Origin of the sequence: Pseudocitrobacter cyperus, assembly GCF_039889165.1 — a bacterium.
GTDB lineage: Bacteria > Pseudomonadota > Gammaproteobacteria > Enterobacterales > Enterobacteriaceae > Pseudocitrobacter > Pseudocitrobacter cyperus.
Genome location: NZ_JAYMYY010000004.1, coordinates 281387 through 298573, shown reverse-complemented (window position 1 = coordinate 298573; position 17187 = coordinate 281387). Strand labels below are relative to the sequence as shown.

Sequence of the window (17187 nt, the reverse complement as noted above, 5' to 3'; positions counted from 1 at the left end):
CTGGCATTTTTCTCCCCTTCCCTCAGCCCTCTCCCTGAGGGAGAGGGTTAGGGTGAGGGCAAACACACCTTATTTAGAATCAGATTTATATTCGTATTCGTAGTAGCCATAATCCTGATAGCCCGTCGCGCGACGGAAGATAGAGTTCAGGATCACCCCTTTCACTTCGATACCGTTTTGCTCAAAGCGGCCGAGGCTGGTTTCCACTTCTTTAAGGGTATTCACCGCGTAGCGTGCGACCATCAGCGTGGTTCCCGCATGGCGGCCGACAATTGCCGCATCCGTAACGGCCAGAATCGGCGGGGTATCAATCAGGATCAGGTCATAGTTGGCGCTGGCCCAGGCCATCAGTTCGCTGAATCGTTCGCTCATCAGTAGCTCGGAAGGATTCGGCGGCACCTGACCGCGCGGCACCAGGTCAAAGTTGTTGATAGACGTGGGCTTCGCACAGGAGGCGATATCCGCTTTACCCACCAGCACTTCCGACAGCCCGTTATCATTGCTGGTGCCCAGCAGCTCGTGGGAGTACCCCTTACGCATATCGCAGTCGATCATCAGCACCCGCTTCCCGGTCTGGCTGATCACCGCCGCCAGGTTGGCGCAGACGAAGGTTTTACCGATCGATGGGCTGACACCGGTCATCATCAGCACTTTATTACCGGCCTGCATCATGGCGAAGTGCAGGCTGGTACGCAGACTGCGCACCGCTTCAATCGCGAGATCGGTCGGGTTGCCCACCGCCAGCAACTGGCTCTGCTTATAGCGCTTAACGCCTTTAACGGTTTTGACGCTGTCGCGCGCTTTTTGCCACTCAGAGAGCGGAATGCTGGCATAGACGTTGATCCCATGCTCTTCCAGCACCTGCGGGCTTTCGATACCGCGGTTGAATAGCGAGCGCAGCAGCACGCCAACGATAGAAAGCATCAGGCCAAGGATCAGGCTGCCGAGAATAATCAGCGCTTTCTTCGGCTTCACCACGCCCGGTTGGGCAATCGCCGGGTCGACGATGCGCACATCGCCCACGGTACTGGCTTCGGTTATCTTCAGCTCCTGCTGTTTATTCAGCAGTTGCATATAGACCTGTTGACCCGATTCCACATCGCGCGTTAATCGCAGGATCTCCTGCTGCGTTTTCGGCATCGCCGTCACGCGTTTTGACAGACGTCCCTTCTCCTCTTCCAGCGCCCGGCGTTTTTCAAGCAGCGTGCGGTAGGCCGGGTGAATGCGGGTGTAGAGTTTAGAGATTTCCGCTTCTTTGAAGGTCAGTTCATTAAGCTGGGCGTCGATGTTCACCATCGAATCGAGCACCGATTTCGCTTCCAGCGGCAGGTCGACAGAGTCTTTCTGCTGGCGATAGGCGTTGAGATTATTTTCGGCAACGTCAAGATTGTGGCGAACTACCGGCAGTTGTTTATCGAGGAAGGCCAGGCTTTTCGCCGCTTCTTCCGATTTACGCGCCACGTTCTGTTCAAGGTAGTTCCGCGCAATACTGTCGAGTATTTTGCGGATCTGCTCTTTGTCTTCCCCGGTAATGCTCAGGGTCAACACGCCGGAATCTTTCCCATCCTCAGTGACGCTGAGGCTGTTTTGCAGGGAATTAATCATACCCAGCGTCGAGTAACGGGTGACGGTAAAAGAGGCGCCTTCATGCGCGGCAATAGATGTCACCAGCAGGGACACGCCGTTTTTCTCCAGCGGTTTACCCACTTCACCCTGCGCACTGAAACCATCGTCATTGCTGAACTGGTAGCGTGTCGGGCTGAGAACTTCCAGCGTAAAGGTGCTTTCTCCCATGGATGACGGACGGTTAAAAGTCGTTACCTTTACCGTTTCGTTTTTGCGCCCCATCAGGCGATCCCACCCGGCACCTATCAGCGGAATGTTGTTCTTCTCCACCGCGATGTCGAGGTCAAGATCGTCCACGGTTTTACCCAGCACCAGACGCGAGGTGATCATTCTGATCTCCGCATCGGAAGCCGGGGGCTTATTACTCAGGGCGCTGCTGATGTCCTGCACCAGCGCACTCCCCTGATTCTGTTCAATGCGCACCAACGCATCGGCGCTGTAAATTGGCGTGGCAAACAGGGTGTAGACAATTCCCACCAGCGCAAACAGCGCAGTGATGCCGAGCACCCACCATTTCGCTTCAATAACCGTGCCAACCAGGCGGCCGATATCAATTTCATCACCGCCCGTGGCCTGCGGGGCTATCTGTTTTACTTTTTCTGTCATTGTTATCCCTGCTGAGCTTTCAGTGCCTGCGCCCACTGTTGAGCAGACCGGTCGAGTAACTGATACACCGCTTCAAAGGCTTCGCGGCTTTTGCGATAAGGGTCAGGGATGTCGCGTTCATTATCCCAGTGCCCAAACAACATCACCTTGCCGCGCATTTCCGGCGCGATATCATGCAGTTTCGAAATGTGACGGCGCTCCATTGCCAGAATCAGGTCATATTCCCGGCACATCGCACCGGAGATTTGCCGGGCGCAGTGCCCGTCGAGGGAAATCTGATGATCTGCCGCCACGCTTATCGCGCTGGCATCCGCCCCCTTCCCGACCAGCGCGCCCAACCCGGCGGACGCGATGGTCAGCGTTGGCAGATGACTTTTCAGCAGACGCTCACCCGTAGGGGAACGGCAAATGTTCCCCACGCATACCACAAGAATTTTGTTAAACATGTCGGCTTACCACGTATGAACATCTTTTGCCGTGTCCGTCATGTAGCGAACGCCACTGATGGTCGGCAACAGTTGGTTGATCAGGCGGTTCCAGCGAGTCACCGGCGCGGTCGTCACGTAGACAACGTCATAAGGTTGCAGCACAAAGTTGGTCGCCATAACCAGCGAGGTCGCATCAGACATATCAAGCTGATAAATATTGGCCATCTTGCCGTTGTTGCCCTCTTTGGTCGGTCGAATGACGAAGATACCGCTGGCATCCGACGACGTGAGATCCAGCCCTTCCGCCTGGCCGAGCGCTTCGGTGAGCGTCATGCCGCTGAAGTCCATTTTGAGGGTGCTCTGTTTCTTCACTTCGCCCATGACGAACACTTTCAGGTCGTCGTTACGCGGTACAAAGAGGATATCGCCCGGATAAAGCAGTCGGTTCTGTTTGAGGTCGCCGTTTTGCATCAGCGCCTGAATGGAGATTCGTTCTTCACGACCATTGTGGGTCAGCACAACGTTGCGCCAGTCGGCCATATCGGTCAGGCCGCCTGCGGCGTTGATAGCATCCAGAATCGTCAGCGGCACGTTGGTGATAGCCTGTTGCCCGGATTTATTCACCTGCCCTGAGACGTAAACTTTCTGCGAGCGGAAAGCCGCGACGTTGACATCCACCTGTGGGTCAGTGATGTAGGCTGCCAGGCGCTGGCTGACAATCTGGCGAATTTCCGAGAGGGTTTTGCCCTTCACATCCACTTTACCAACGTAGGGGTAGAATATAGTACCGTCAGGCTGCACCCAGTTCCCCGTGTCGCTGGAGCTACGGTACTGGCCTGCCGGAGTGGTGAGTTCCGGGTGATCCCAGACGGTGACGTTCAGCACGTCGCCTGGCCCCACGCGATACTGGTAATTGCTTAACTCCTGATCCAGCGATGTGTTCGGTTGCGCGACATTCGGTCGCGGACGCAATTGTTCAATCAGTCGCGGGGTCAGCGGATAAACATTCACCATCCGGTCGATATCAAAGTCAGCATCTTGCTGCTTAATGACATCTTTTCCATAGGTAGACATATTGCTGCCGGGAAGGACGGTGCAACCACTCATAAAGGTTACAGACACCAATAATGGCATCAATTTTAGTTTGGATTTCATCATTGATTATTTATCACTTTGGCAGAGAAATTGTCCTGTGCGAATTAAATAAATCCGAACATCTCCATTACCTGAACATTCAGAATGCATTTAATCATTCGTGAATATAACTGGCATATATCCTAAAAAAGATCGTATTCATCCGCAGGCTATTGACAGAATAATCCAGGCTGATTATCACGCTTCAGGCACGCTACCGCCCTTGGTCTTTAGCTACCAATTCACCTAAAATTCAGAATGTTAGAAAGAGGCTTTCGTTTATTGCAATGAATAAAGAATATTCCTGGCGCAATACTCATCTGACGTTAAATTTCGTGCCAATGGGTATATTTGCTATTTATCATTCAATGCCGGAAGAATTGTTACAGCAATGCAAACAGCAGGCAAGGTAACGACGGCTTAAAAATAGTTTTTAAGAATAATATTAAGCGCCACAAAAACGATATTTTAGGATTTTATTTATATTGACAGAATGACATTATCTGTCGCCCGAGAATTAATTCTCCCATCGGCTATTGGCTCCTCTTATAATAAACGCGAGAAACAATAGGGGTTTCTTGTTGTTGATAATTCTGTTTTGGTCGGACAAATCTCAGTGAAACATTGCAATTTGCCCCAGCTTTATCCATGATCGAAGTGTGACAAATGTCATATGACTTAAGGTATTAAACTACGTATGGAATGGATTGCCGATCCCTCAATCTGGGCGGGTCTTATCACACTTGTCGTCATCGAGCTCGTTCTCGGGATTGATAACCTGGTGTTTATCGCTATTCTGGCCGAAAAGCTGCCTCCCGCGCAGCGTGACCGTGCTCGCGTCACTGGCCTGATTCTGGCAATGTTGATGCGTCTGGTGTTGCTGGCCTCAATCTCCTGGCTGGTCACGCTCACTAAGCCACTTTTTGTCTTCCGCGATTTAAGCTTTAGCGCCCGTGACCTCATTATGCTCTTCGGGGGTCTCTTCCTTCTCTTTAAGGCAACCGTCGAACTTAACGAACGGCTGGAAGGCAAAGACAGCGATAACCCCACTCAGCGCCGCGGCGCGCGTTTCTGGGGCGTGGTTGCGCAGATTGTGGTACTGGACGCAGTCTTCTCGCTGGACTCGGTAATCACAGCGGTAGGGATGGTGGATCATCTGGCGGTGATGATGGCGGCCGTGATTATCGCTATCAGCTTGATGCTGCTGGCCAGTAAAGCCCTCACCCGTTTTGTGAACAGCCATCCAACGATTGTGATCCTCTGCCTCAGCTTCCTGCTGATGATTGGTTTCAGCCTGGTGGCAGAAGGTTTTGGTTTCGCCATTCCAAAAGGCTATCTGTACGCCGCAATTGGCTTCTCTGTGATGATCGAATCACTCAACCAGTTGGCTATCTTTAACCGCCGTCGTTTTCTGTCGGCCAATCTGACGCTGCGCCAGCGCACGACTGAAACCGTCATGCGCTTGCTGAGCGGGCAGAAAGAGGATGCAGAGCTCGACGCTAACAGCGCCTCCATGATTGCCGATCACAATGACGATCAAATCTTTGAGCCGCAGGAGCGGTTGATGATTGAGCGGGTGCTCAATCTGAATCAGCGTAGCGTCAGCAGTATTATGACCTCGCGGCATGATATTGAGCACATCGATCTGAGCGCCCCGGAAAGCGAAATACGCGCATTGCTGGAGAAAAATCAGCACACGCGGCTGGTCATTACCGGCGGCGATGATGAAGAAGAGTTGTTGGGGGTGGTGCACGTTATCGACCTGCTGCAACAGTCTCTGCGCGGCGAAACGCTGGATATTCGCGCCTTAATCCGCCAGCCGCTGGTGTTCCCGGAAACGCTGCCGCTGCTTTCGGCGCTGGAACAGTTCCGCAACGCACGTACCCACTTTGCCTTTGTGGTGGATGAATTTGGCTCTGTCGAAGGGATTGTCACCCTCAGTGACGTGATGGAAACCATCGCCGGTAATCTGCCTAATGAAGTGGAAGGGATTGATGCCCGTCACGATATTCAGCGTAATCCGGACGGTTCCTGGACCGCTAACGGCCATATGCCGCTGGAAGATCTGGTGCAGTACATTCCACTGCCGCTGGATGACAAGCGCGAGTATCACACCATTGCCGGGCTGCTGATGGAACATTTGCAGCGCGTACCGAAAGCCGGCGAAGAGGTGCAGATTGGCCCGTGGACGCTGAAAACGTTACAGGTTGAAAGTCACCGCGTACAAAAAGTACAAATCATCCCGCCCGTTCAGGAGCAGGATGAACTCGATTACGAAGTGTAATTATCGGGGGCTGATTCCTGTCAGCCCCTAATCTTGTTTTCTATCAATTTTCCCGCACATTTCTTCCCTCCTTCCCGGCGCATTTGCCCTACGCTTATCAATGACACTTTTTTCAGTGTTTGCGATCACCGCGTTTATTGATGAGACAACATTATGGAATTAAAGGATTACTACACGATTCTGGGGGTTAAACCAACGGACGATCTGAAGACTATCAAGACCGCCTACCGCCGCCTGGCGCGTAAATACCACCCCGATGTCAGTAAAGAAAACGATGCTGAAGCCCGCTTTAAAGACCTCGCCGAAGCCTGGGAAGTGTTGAAGGACGACGAGAAACGCGCCGAGTACGATGAACTTTGGGCGCATCGTAACGATCCGCAATTTGGCCGTCAGCAAAAGGGCCATGCACAGAACCATAGTCAGCAGGATTTCGATGATATCTTCTCATCGATGTTTGGCCAGCAGGCCCATCATGCCCGACGCCAGCGCGCATCGCGGGGTCAGGATCTGGAAATTGAAGTAGCGGTGTTCCTTGAGGAGACGCTGGCTGAGCAGCCGCGCACCATCAGCTATAAAGTCCCTGTGTATAACGTCTTCGGTATGGTTGAACAGGAGATCCCAAAAACGCTGAACGTGAAGATCCCCGCAGGCGTCAGCGATGGGCAACGTATTCGCCTGAAAGGCCAGGGGGCGCCTGGCGAAAACGGTGGGCCAAATGGCGATCTGTGGATGATTATTCACATCGCGCCGCACCCGCTGTTTGATATCGTGGGCCACAATCTGGAGATAGTCCTTCCGTTAGCTCCATGGGAAGCCGCGCTGGGCACCAAAGTCGAAGTACCGACGCTTAAAGAGAATATTCTGCTGACTATTCCGCCGGGTTGTCAGGCTGGGCAGCGCCTGCGTATTAAGGGTAAAGGGCTGGTCAGCAAAACCGTCACCGGCGACCTGTTTGCGGTGATTAAAATCGTGATGCCGCCAAAAGCGGATGAGAAAATCAGTGCGCTGTGGCAGCAACTGGCCGAGAGTCAGGCCAGCTTCAACCCGCGTAAAAACTGGGGGAAAGCATAATGACTACCGTTACCGTAACATTGACCGTAACCGAGTTTTGTCTGCGCACAGGCGTGTCGTCTGATGAGCTGGATGAAATTGTGGGGCTGGGAATGATTGAACCGCACCTCTCCCAGGCGCAGGAGTGGCTGTTTGATGACCATGCGGCGGTGGTGGTGCATCGCGCCATGCGTTTGCGTCATGAGCTGGAACTGGACTGGCCGGGGATCGCCGTGGCGTTAACGCTGTTGGATGAAAATGCGCGACTGGCGCGGGAAAATGAACGGCTGAGGCAAAGGCTGGAGCGGTGGTAGTCCGAACCCCTCACCCTAACCCTCTCCCCAAAGGGGAGAGGGAACCGCTCGCGCAGCGATTAAAGAACTGCGCTGGTTTTCACCCTCGCCCCTTCGGGGAGAGGGCCGGGGATCGCCGTAGCGTTAACGCTGTTGGATGAAAATGCGCGACTGGCGCGGGAAAATGAACGGCTGAGGCAAAGGCTGGAACGGTAGTAGTCCGAACCCCTCACCCTAACCCTCTCCCCAAAGGGGAGAGGGAACCGCTCGCGCAGTGATTAAAGAACTGCGCTGGTTTTCACCCTCGCCCCTTCGGGGAGAGGGCCGGGGATCGCCGTAGCGTTAACGCTGTTGGCTGTTGGATGAAAATGCGCGACTGGCGCGGGAAAATGAACGGCTGAGGCAAAGGCTGGAACGGTGGTAGTCCGAACCCCTCACCCTAACCCTCTCCCCAAAGGGGAGAGGGAACCGCTCGCGCAGCGATTAAAGAACTGCGCTGGTTTTCACCCTCGCCCCTTCGGGGAGAGGGCCGGGGTGAGGGGGGACATGTTTTAATGACTCTCTAAAAACTGCTTCACATCCTTCCCGGACTGCCTGTCTTTATTCTTATCCGCCCACTCATTGAGACGACGGCGCGCTTCGCTTTGCAGATGTTTGCGTAGCGCCTGATCCACCTGAAGGCTGTAGTTGAGCGCCTGCCATTTGCCATATACGCGCAGCGGAATGGCGGTTTGTTTGAGGATCTCAACCAGCGAGCTCTGCCCCTGCCAGCCATCCACCACGCGGACGTTAAACTGCATATCGCCCTCTTCCGCGACCAGATCCAGCGAACCTTTACCGTCAACGGCCAGCAGTGGCGATTCACCCTGCAGGTCAGTAAGCATCAGTTTGCCATGGTCGAGATTAAACGCCGTGGTCAGATTATCCAGTCGCGTTGCGCTGTCGTAGCTCTCTTTGGCTTTGACATCGGCGCTGCGCTCAACTGCCTGTTGAACCAGTTGCTGGAAGTTCAACCCTTCAGCGCGGACGTCTTTCAGAGAGAGAGAAGCCTGCCCTTCCCAGTTGCGGCGGAAACTTTCCGCATCAATCGCTGAACCGGAGAACTCGCCTCCGAGCGTTAAGCGCCCGGTCAGCTCAATAGGATAGTTAAAGGCTTTCAGCAGGCTGCCAATCTGCACGTTTTCAAGCTGCGGATGGAACGCTGCCCGAGGGACAGATTCCCGCGCATCAAGCTGGCCTGGCAAGGCGATTTTGCCGCCATCCAGCGTACCTTCCAGTTGCGTAATGTCGAGCAAACCGCGTTCATTACGAGCCTTGTGCAGCACATCGGTAAAATTCAATCCGCGCCAGATGACCTGCTTTGCCGCCATGGACAGAGAACCGTCAAAACTCTTCAGGCCGCTGTACTGCGGAAGGCTATCGCTATTGGCAATTACCGGACGCGTCTGCTTCGGGGCGCTCTGCGCTTGCTGGGCACCGTTCGCATCGGTCATTGCCGCACTGCGGGTTAACAGATTGTCGAGATTGAGCTTATCGGAGCTTAAATCAAGCGCCCATATAGGGTGATCGCTCAGCACCACGCTGCCGGAGCCGCGCAGAGAGCTGTCGTTAGCGGTAAAGTTGATATCGCTGAAGCTCAGGGTTTTCTGTTCTTCCTGCCAGCGCGCATTCACGCTGCCCGTCCCGCTTATCCCCTGCGAAGGAAGATCGGCGCCCTGAAGCTGCCAGTTAATTTGTGAAAGTTGCGCATCCAGGCGGTGCGGGTAATCCCCGGCTTGCACCTGCGCGGAAAAACGTAAGGCTAAATCACGCTGGTCGCGATTCACGCGCCCGGAAAAATCGACGGTCGCCAGATGGTGATCGTCCTGTTCCATATCAAGGCGAATATCGCGCACGGTAACCTGTTCATCATCAGCGTGCTGGAAAACCAGTACGCTATCCGCCACCTTCAGTTGTGCGATATCAAACGACCAGCCACGGTCTTCCGGCACCAGCGGCAAGGTATTCTCTTTCGGCGCGACAGGCGCGCTATCGTTTCGCACGGCTTCGCTCTGAGGCGTCAGTTGGATCACCGCCCCTTTCAGCATCACCTGGCGAACCTGCAACTGATGTGAGAGCAGCGGCAGAAGCGCCACGTCCAGACGCATGTTGTCAGCGCGTACCAGCGGCTCTGTGGCACCCGGGGCAGTCAATCGCATTCTGCCGGACAAAATGCTCAACTGCGGCCAGACATGCCAGCGCAGCGGGCCATCAAGCTGAAGCTGATAACCGCTACGCGCCTCGACCTGCCGCACCATATAACTGCGGAAGTCGTTGGGGTTGACTAATAAAACCAACGCAGAGAGGCCGGCGATAAGCACCACCAGCAGAATCATCAGCGTCGTTAGTATACGTCTCATGGTATCCTCACCAGACCAGCGACAACTCAGTCTTTATCGATACGACTGGCAACCGCGCCCTGCTGGTCACGGTATTTCGCATCTTCACGACGGTTGTAGGGACGCGCCGCCGGGCCGGAAAGCGGCTCGAAGCTCAGTGCGCCAATTAGCATCCCCGGACGCAGCGCCAACGGCAGCTTTCCTGAGTTATAAAATTCAAGCACGATGCAGCCAGACCAGCCCGGGTCGATACGGTGCGCGGTCACGTGAACCATCAGGCCCAGACGCGCCAGTGAAGAGCGCCCATCAAGCCAACCGACCAGATCCGATGGCAGCGTAACGGACTCCAGCGTCACCGCCAGCGCCAGTTCACCCGGATGCAGATAAAAGGCATCGCCTTCATTAAGCACGATTTCTTCGCTCATTACCCGATCGAGCGCTGCGCTCACTTCTGCTTTCGGGCCGCTTAAATCAATATAGGCGGCAGTATGACCGCTGAAGGTACGAAATTTATTGCCAAGGCGTACATCAACCGTCGCGCCATTGATACGCTCAACGGGAGGGCGTGGGTTTATCGCCAGTCGGCCGTCATCCAGCCAGGCTTCAATATCTCGGTCACACAGACGCATGCCATTCTCCTTATGCTACAAACCTGCCCCCATAGACAGATGCTCTGGGGCGATTACTGCACGTTACACAATTCGCGTGAGTTATTCAAAAAACTGACTAATTTTCGCTTTCAGGATATCAATCGCAATACGGTTTTTTCCGCCTCGCGGCACAATGATGTCGGCATACTGTTTAGAAGGGTCGATAAACTGCAGGAACATCGGACGTACCGTTTTCTGATACTGCGCCATTACCGAATCCATCGAACGGCCACGCTCGTTAACATCACGCTTGATACGACGCATCAGGCAGATATCCAGCGGAGTGTCGACGAAAATCGAAAAACTCATCTCTTCGCGCAAACGCGCTTCCGTCAACAGCAAAATACCTTCAAGAATAATGACTTTTTTCGGCTCGACGTGGACTGTCTCTGACGTGCGGGTGTGCTCTACATAGCTGTAAACCGGAAGTTCGATGGGCTCGCCGCGTTTAAGCATTTGCAGATGCTGCAATAAAAGACTGTGATCCATCGCGTTCGGATGGTCATAGTTCGTCTTAACACGCTCTTCCATCGACAAATGTCCCTGGTCTTTGTAATAGCTGTCTTCAGGAATGACACCGATGTGTTCATCACCAACCTGTTCACGCAATTCGCGATACAGTGTGCTTGCGATGAGACTTTTACCTGAAGCCGATGCGCCGGCGATGCCTATAATGACGCACTGATGGGACTTATCAGTCATAAATTTTTGCGACCCGATTAACCTGGATGAGAAGGAAGGACGACGCCAGAGCGTCAAACGCGGCAATTATAGGGATTTCGCGCCCGTGATACCAGTCGAATGCATGCTATTGCGTGGGTTGGAAGTGAAAAGTCGTCTGCCATAACCACGACGAGGTTAAAACCGACGCAACGTATAAGACATTACTATCAATTTAAGCTACCGCCATGGAATTATTAACCCGGTGTACTAGCATGGACTTATCTCCCATGAGATAAATCTCAAATAACCTTGCGTCACTTTGCGTGAAAATAGTAATGAATACTGCATCCCGGTTTGTATCCGCTCTCCCCTTTTATCCCGTGCTGCGCCTGGCCAGCCTGGGGGTCGCGACATTCATTTTCACCCTCTTTTCTCTTGAACTCACGCAAACAGGTACGCTGCTGGCGCCATTATGGTTCCCCACATCAGTCATAATGGTGGCGCTTTATCGCCACCCCTTCAAAATGTGGCCTTTCGTGGCGATGGTTTGCTGCTGTGGCAACATTGCCGCCTCACTGGTGCTGTTCCCGTTGCATGAGCTGAACCCGGTCTATACCTTCATTAACATTGTAGAAGCGGTCGTCGGCGCCGGGTTGCTAAGACAACTTCTCCCTGCCGACAACCCTTTGCAGAATTTACGCGACTGGATACGCCTTGCCATCGGTAGCGCGCTCATCCCCCCGCTCATCGGTGGGTTGATGGTTTATTTGTGGGTTCCGGGCACCAATCCGCTGCAATCTTTTATCATCTGGTCGCTGTCCGAGGCTATCGGCGCACTGGCGCTGGTGCCACTGGGGCTGATTATCAAACCGCGCGTGCTGCTGCGCCTCAGTAACTCCCGCTTACTGCTGGAAACGCTGCTGACCCTGGGCGTTACACTGGGGCTTAGCGCTCTCGCCATGCTGTATATGCCCTGGCCTTATACCTGCATCATCGTTCTGCTGATGTGGAGTGCCATACGTTTACCCCGTATGGAGGCGTTTCTGATCTTCCTCTGCACCGTGATGCTGGTGGCCCTCATCATGGCGAACAACGCGCCTGCGCACCACGCATCGACGATCGCCACCGCTGCCAATGCGTCCTGGCTGCCGTTTGTCCTGATTCTGCTCCCGGCGAACATAATGACAATGGTGATGTATGCGTTTCGCGCCGGAAGCAAACACATTATTGAAAGTGAAGAGCGTTTTCGTAACGCGATGGAATATTCCGCCATTGGTATGGCGCTGGTAAGTACCGAAGGTCAGTGGCTGCAGGTGAACAAATCCCTGTGTCAGTTTCTGGGTTACAACGCGGATGAGCTGTGTGCGATGACCTTTCAGCAACTAACGCTACCGGAAGATCTGGATGCCGATCTCAGACAACGCAGTAGCCTGATAAATGGCGAAATTAATGCCTACTCAATGGAGAAGCGTTACTACACCCGCCAGGGGGAGGTCGTCTGGGCGCTGCTGGCCGTTTCGCTGGTGCGTAATCCGGACAGTTCGCCGCTCTACTTTATTGCGCAGATAGAAGACATCAATGAACTGAAAAAAACCGAGCAGATTAATCAGCGGCTGATGGAGCGCATTACTCTGGCCAACGAAGCGGGTGGCGTGGGGATCTGGGAGTGGGATCTCCGGACAAATAAAATCAGTTGGGACAAACGAATGTTTGAACTCTATAACGTCCCTGCCGATATCGACCCCACCTGGCAGGTCTGGGAGTCGTGTTTACTGGAAGAAGATCGCAAAGACGCAACCCGTAAGGTGCTGAGCTCTTTAAACGCCAGCACGCCGCTCATTCTGGAATTTCGCGTTCAGCTTAAAGGGAAAATTCGCCACATCCGCTCACTGGCAAATCGCGTAGTCAATAAGCACGGCGAAGTTGAGCGTCTTCTCGGCATCAACATCGATATGACCGAAGTTAAAGAGTTAAACGAAGCGCTTTTTCAGGAGAAAGAGCGTCTGCACATCACCCTCGATGCCATCGGAGAAGCGGTGGTGTGTATTGATGTCGACATGAACATCACCTTTATGAATCCGGTCGCGGAAAATATGAGCGGCTGGACGCAGCATGAAGCGCTGAATAAACCCCTGATGAGCGTGTTACATCTTAGTACCAGCGAAACCGGCCTGATGAGTGGGCCGCTCAGCAGCAGCGATCTGGCCCATAGCTCGATTGACGAAGATTTGATTCTGCACAGCCGCTATGGCGGTAGTTTCGATATCCAGTACAGTATTACTCCGCTAAGTACGCTCAACGGGCAAAACATCGGCTCGGTACTGGTCATACAGGACGTCACGCAATCACGCAAAATGCTGCGTCAGTTAAGCTACAGCGCTTCTCATGATGTACTCACCCATCTGCCAAACCGGGCCAGTTTTGAAAGTCATCTCAAACGCTATCTGCTCAGTATTGATAATGCGCAAACTCGCCACTCGCTGGTCTTTATCGATCTTGACCGCTTTAAGGCCGTCAATGATAACGCGGGCCATGCTGCGGGCGATGCGTTACTCAGGGAGATTTCCGTCCTCATGCTAAGCCTGCTGCGAAAGGGCGATATCCTCGCTCGCCTGGGCGGCGATGAGTTCGGTTTACTCCTGCCGAATTGCTGTAAACAGGATGCAATCGACATTGCCCAGCGCATTGTCAAAAGCGTCGGCGCTTACCACTTCACCTGGAAAGACTCCACACATCACGTCGGGGTCAGCGCAGGGATCACGTTCATTCATAAAGAAAATGCCGACCTTACCGAACTGCTCGCCCAGGCTGATATGGCGTGCTATGCCTCAAAGCATACCGGCCGTGGACGCGTGTCGGTATATAGCGATGGCCTTGATGCCACACCGCGGCTGCAGACGCGTTTCTCGCAAAAAGAGTAGATTACGGTGCCCAGCCGTCCGTATACCAGATGTGCAACAGAGCGTAGGAGCGCCAGGGCTGCCAGCGTTCAGCATAGCGACGGATCTGCGCAGGCGTCATGCCGGGGAATCGCTGCTTAATCAAATAGTCATCCGGCAAAAAAACATCGGTAGCCTGCCAGCCGCGCAGGGCAAAATAGTTCGCCGTCCAGCGCCCGATGCCGGGGAAGCTCTGAAGCGTCTTCATTCCCAGCGCAATATCCGCAGGCGCGCGGGTCGGCAACGCATCCGATAACGCCGCATTAGCCAGAAAAATCAACGACTCAGCCCGTTTAAGCGGCATACCTAGCGCTTTAAGCTTTAGGGGGTCGGCGGCTGCCAGTTGTTCAGGACGCGGAAAAAGAAAAAAACCGGGAGAGTCGGGTAACGGTTCGCCAAACGCCGCGACCACCTTTCCTGTCAGCTTTGCGGCCATGGATACGCTGACCAGTTGCCCCAGAATGGCTCTGACGCCCTGCTCAAAGGCGTCCATCGATCCCGGCAGACGTAATCCCGGACGCGCCGCCGCCAGCGGGCCCAGCGTGTCGAGAATGGCCTGCGGCGCACAGTCGAGATCCAGCAAACGTGAAACCCGTGTCAGACAAGGCTCAGCCACCACCCGCAAATCGTCAGACAGGGTGACGCGCAACACCTGTCGCGATGTATCCGGTGTCATGGTGATGACGCCGCGATGGCCGCTGTATTCAAAGCTTCGCGTGTAGCTGCCAGCCTCGAAACGCTCGATGCCAGTCACCGCACGCGCCTGCAAAAAACCAAACATCCACCGCCAGTCGTATGGCGCCTGCCATGATAATTCGAACATATTTTCTCCCCGGTTTGCGCATACAGCATAGCGAGAAAAGCGCTTTTATTCCTTGCTTTCATATTCCGACTTGTCGTCAGGAAAAAATGCAAGTAAAGTCGCCCCCCTTCTTCACCGGCATGGGGATCTACAGGTGTTTATTGGTTTTGACTACGGCACGGCAAACTGTTCAGTTGCGGTAATAGAGGAGGGTAAACCTCGTCTGCTAACCATGGAAAATGGCAGTACACTGCTGCCATCGATGCTCTGTGCCCCCACCCGCGAAGCGGTCAGCGAATGGCTCCATCGCCATCATCAGATCCCTGCGACCGGCAACGAAACCCAGGCGCTGCTGCGTCGTGCGCTCAACTACAACCGCGATGAAGATATTGACGTTCTGAGCAACAGCGTTCAGTTCGGCCTGGCTTCGCTGCGCCAGTACATCGACGACCCGGAAGAGGTCTACTTCGTTAAATCGCCAAAATCATTCCTTGGCGCAAGCGGGCTAAAACCGCAGCAGGTTGCGGTATTTGAAGACCTGGTGTGCGCGATGATGCTGCATATTCGCCAGCAGGCTCAGGCGCAATTACCGGAAAGCCTTGATCAGGCCGTCATTGGGCGACCGATTAACTTCCAGGGGCTTGGCGGCGATGATGCCAACGCGCAGGCGCAGGGTATTCTGGAACGCGCCGCCAAACGCGCCGGATTCCGCGATGTGGTATTCCAGTATGAGCCGGTTGCCGCCGGGCTGGATTTTGAAGCGACGCTGGATAGAGAACAGCGCGTACTGGTTGTCGATATTGGCGGCGGTACCACTGACTGCTCCGTTTTGCTGATGGGCCCGCAGTGGCGTCAGAAACGCGATCGCGAACAGAGCCTGCTTGGCCACAGTGGTTGTCGCGTCGGCGGGAACGACCTCGATATTGCGCTGGCATTCAAAAGCCTGATGCCGTTGCTCGGCATGGGCGGTGAAACGGAGAAAGGTATCGCACTGCCGATACTGCCCTGGTGGAATGCGGTCGCTATCAACGATGTCCCGGCGCAAACCGACTTCTACAGCAGCGCCAATGGCCGCATGCTTCGCGACTTAGCGCGCGATGCCCGCGACGCTGACAAAGTCGCCCTGCTCTATAAAGTGTGGCAACAGCGCCTGAGCTATCGCCTTGTTCGCAGCGCCGAAGAGAGCAAAATTGCCCTTTCCGACCGCCCCGAAGTCGCAACGACCTTACCGTTTATCAGCGATGAACTCGCCACTGCCATCACCCAACAGGGGCTGAAAACGGCGCTGGATCAACCGCTGACGCGCATTATGGAACAGGTACATCTGGCGTTAAATGAAAGCGCGGAGAAGCCGGATATTATCTACCTGACGGGCGGCAGCGCCCGTTCTCCGCTGATCAAAAAAGCGCTGGCGGAGCAACTGCCGGGGATCCCGATTGCCGGCGGCGATGATTTCGGTTCGGTCACCGCCGGATTGGCTCGCTGGGCGCAGGTGGTGTTTGGTTAACGCCTCGCCCTACCGCAAAGTGGCTGACTAGCCATTGACTTCCTCTGGATGCAATCCTAAATTAAGGAGTGAGGGTAAGGGAGAGGTTTCCCCCTCCCCCTGGTGTCTTAGTAAGCCGGTAAGCTAATCACTAAGAGGATCACCAGTATGATGACCAGTTTCATCATAACCCTTTCCTTATTTAAGGCCCCTTCTTCGGGAGGGGCTTTCCCTTTTCAGCCCCCTGCAGAACACCTTTTCTGCATCGTTGTGGCGACATACGCCAACTGCTATCCGTGCCGCAAAGTCAGCCACGCATTATTGACTTCCCGTTGATGCAACCCTAAATTAAGGAGTGAGGGTAAGGGAGAGGTTTCCCCCTCCCCCTGGTGTCTTAGTAAGCTGGGTAGCTGATCACTAAGAGAATCACCAGTATGATGACCAGTTTCATCATAACCCTTTCCTTTTTAAGGCCCCTTCTTCGGGAGGGGCTTTCCCTTTTCAGCCCCCTGCTGAACACCTTTTCTGCATCGTTGTGGCGGCACTCTGGCGGCATACGCCAACTGCTATCCGTGCCGCAAAGCCAGCCACGTATTATTGACTTCCTATTGATGCAACCCTAAATTAAGGAGTGAGGGTTAGGGAGAGGTTTCCCCCTCCCCCTGGTGTCTTAGTAAGCGTGGAAGCTGATCACTAAGAGAATCACCAGTATGATGACTAACCTCATCATAACCCTTTCCTTTTTGAGGCCCCTTCTTCGGGAGGGGCTTTCCCTTTTCAGCCCCTTGCTGAACACCTTTTCTGCAATGCAGCAATTCTGGATGCACTCTAACGCAGCCTGATTCTGC

General features: G+C 54.2%; 14 protein-coding genes and 2 pseudogenes. 6 read left to right on the top strand and 10 right to left on the bottom strand.

From position 1 onward, the window contains the following. Positions 1–69 precede the first annotated feature (69 nt). The 3 genes from wzc to VSR74_RS15205 are packed head-to-tail and all read right to left on the bottom strand — an operon-like array spanning position 70 to position 3818. Positions 70–2232 carry a tyrosine-protein kinase Wzc gene (gene wzc, locus VSR74_RS15215; RefSeq protein WP_347795491.1) on the bottom strand — a complete coding sequence of 721 codons (2163 nt, stop codon included), beginning with the start codon at positions 2230–2232 and terminating at the stop codon, positions 70–72. A gap of 2 nt (positions 2233–2234) precedes the next feature. Further along, positions 2235–2678 (bottom strand): low molecular weight protein-tyrosine-phosphatase Wzb, encoded by a 444-nt coding sequence (gene wzb, locus VSR74_RS15210; protein WP_347795490.1) that lies wholly within the window; start codon positions 2676–2678, stop codon positions 2235–2237. Positions 2679–2684: 6 nt separating this feature from the next. Further along, positions 2685–3818, bottom strand: a complete 1134-nt coding sequence (locus VSR74_RS15205; RefSeq protein WP_347795489.1) for a polysaccharide export protein — start codon at positions 3816–3818, stop codon at positions 2685–2687. A 673-nt stretch (positions 3819–4491) separates the two neighbouring features. Between VSR74_RS15205 and VSR74_RS15200 the strand changes: the two genes are divergently transcribed. The 4 genes and pseudogenes from VSR74_RS15200 to VSR74_RS15185 form a co-directional block, all read left to right on the top strand. Then, positions 4492–6078: a TerC family protein gene (locus VSR74_RS15200; protein WP_347795488.1), complete on the top strand. Its 1587-nt coding sequence runs from the start codon at positions 4492–4494 to the stop codon at positions 6076–6078. A 153-nt stretch (positions 6079–6231) separates the two neighbouring features. Next, entirely contained in the window at positions 6232–7149 is a 918-nt protein-coding gene (gene cbpA / locus VSR74_RS15195) for a curved DNA-binding protein (RefSeq protein WP_347795487.1), read from the top strand. After that, on the top strand, positions 7149–7442 hold the full coding sequence (gene cbpM / locus VSR74_RS15190) for a chaperone modulator CbpM (RefSeq protein WP_347795486.1): 294 nt from the start codon (positions 7149–7151) through the stop codon (positions 7440–7442). Before cbpA ends, cbpM begins: the two co-directional genes overlap by 1 nt. 105 nt (positions 7443–7547) lie before the next feature. Continuing rightward, a pseudogene (locus VSR74_RS15185) lies at positions 7548–7637 on the top strand (chaperone modulator CbpM); the annotation flags it as partial. 335 nt (positions 7638–7972) lie between these two features. Here VSR74_RS15185 and asmA read toward each other — a convergent pair. From asmA to udk, 3 genes are all read right to left on the bottom strand, one after another. After that, positions 7973–9820 (bottom strand): outer membrane assembly protein AsmA, encoded by a 1848-nt coding sequence (asmA, locus tag VSR74_RS15180; protein WP_347795485.1) that lies wholly within the window; start codon positions 9818–9820, stop codon positions 7973–7975. 26 nt (positions 9821–9846) lie between these two features. After that, positions 9847–10428 (bottom strand): dCTP deaminase, encoded by a 582-nt coding sequence (gene dcd, locus VSR74_RS15175; protein WP_347795484.1) that lies wholly within the window; start codon positions 10426–10428, stop codon positions 9847–9849. A gap of 81 nt (positions 10429–10509) precedes the next feature. Beyond that, a complete protein-coding gene (udk, locus tag VSR74_RS15170; protein ID WP_347795483.1) occupies positions 10510–11151 on the bottom strand; it encodes a uridine kinase in 642 nt (213 codons plus the stop codon). Positions 11152–11447: 296 nt separating this feature from the next. On the opposite strand from udk, the pseudogene VSR74_RS15165 reads away from it, so the two are divergent. Beyond that, positions 11448–13997: pseudogene (locus VSR74_RS15165) on the top strand (diguanylate cyclase); the annotation flags it as partial. A 37-nt stretch (positions 13998–14034) separates the two neighbouring features. Here VSR74_RS15165 and alkA read toward each other — a convergent pair. After that, positions 14035–14874, bottom strand: coding sequence for a DNA-3-methyladenine glycosylase 2 (gene alkA, locus VSR74_RS15160; RefSeq protein WP_347795481.1), 840 nt, complete (start codon positions 14872–14874; stop codon positions 14035–14037). 133 nt (positions 14875–15007) lie between these two features. Between alkA and yegD the strand changes: the two genes are divergently transcribed. Further along, positions 15008–16360, top strand: a complete 1353-nt coding sequence (gene yegD / locus VSR74_RS15155; protein WP_347795480.1) for a molecular chaperone — start codon at positions 15008–15010, stop codon at positions 16358–16360. A gap of 107 nt (positions 16361–16467) precedes the next feature. On the opposite strand, the gene VSR74_RS15150 is transcribed toward yegD, so the two are convergent. From VSR74_RS15150 to VSR74_RS15140, 3 genes are all read right to left on the bottom strand, one after another. Beyond that, entirely contained in the window at positions 16468–16527 is a 60-nt protein-coding gene (locus VSR74_RS15150) for a type I toxin-antitoxin system Ibs family toxin (protein ID WP_108418456.1), read from the bottom strand. Between the two features lie 206 nt (positions 16528–16733). Continuing rightward, positions 16734–16793: a type I toxin-antitoxin system Ibs family toxin gene (locus VSR74_RS15145; RefSeq protein ID WP_126440999.1), complete on the bottom strand. Its 60-nt coding sequence runs from the start codon at positions 16791–16793 to the stop codon at positions 16734–16736. Between the two features lie 216 nt (positions 16794–17009). Then, a complete protein-coding gene (locus VSR74_RS15140; RefSeq protein ID WP_347795617.1) occupies positions 17010–17069 on the bottom strand; it encodes a type I toxin-antitoxin system Ibs family toxin in 60 nt (19 codons plus the stop codon). Between the last annotated feature and the right edge of the window lie 118 nt (positions 17070–17187).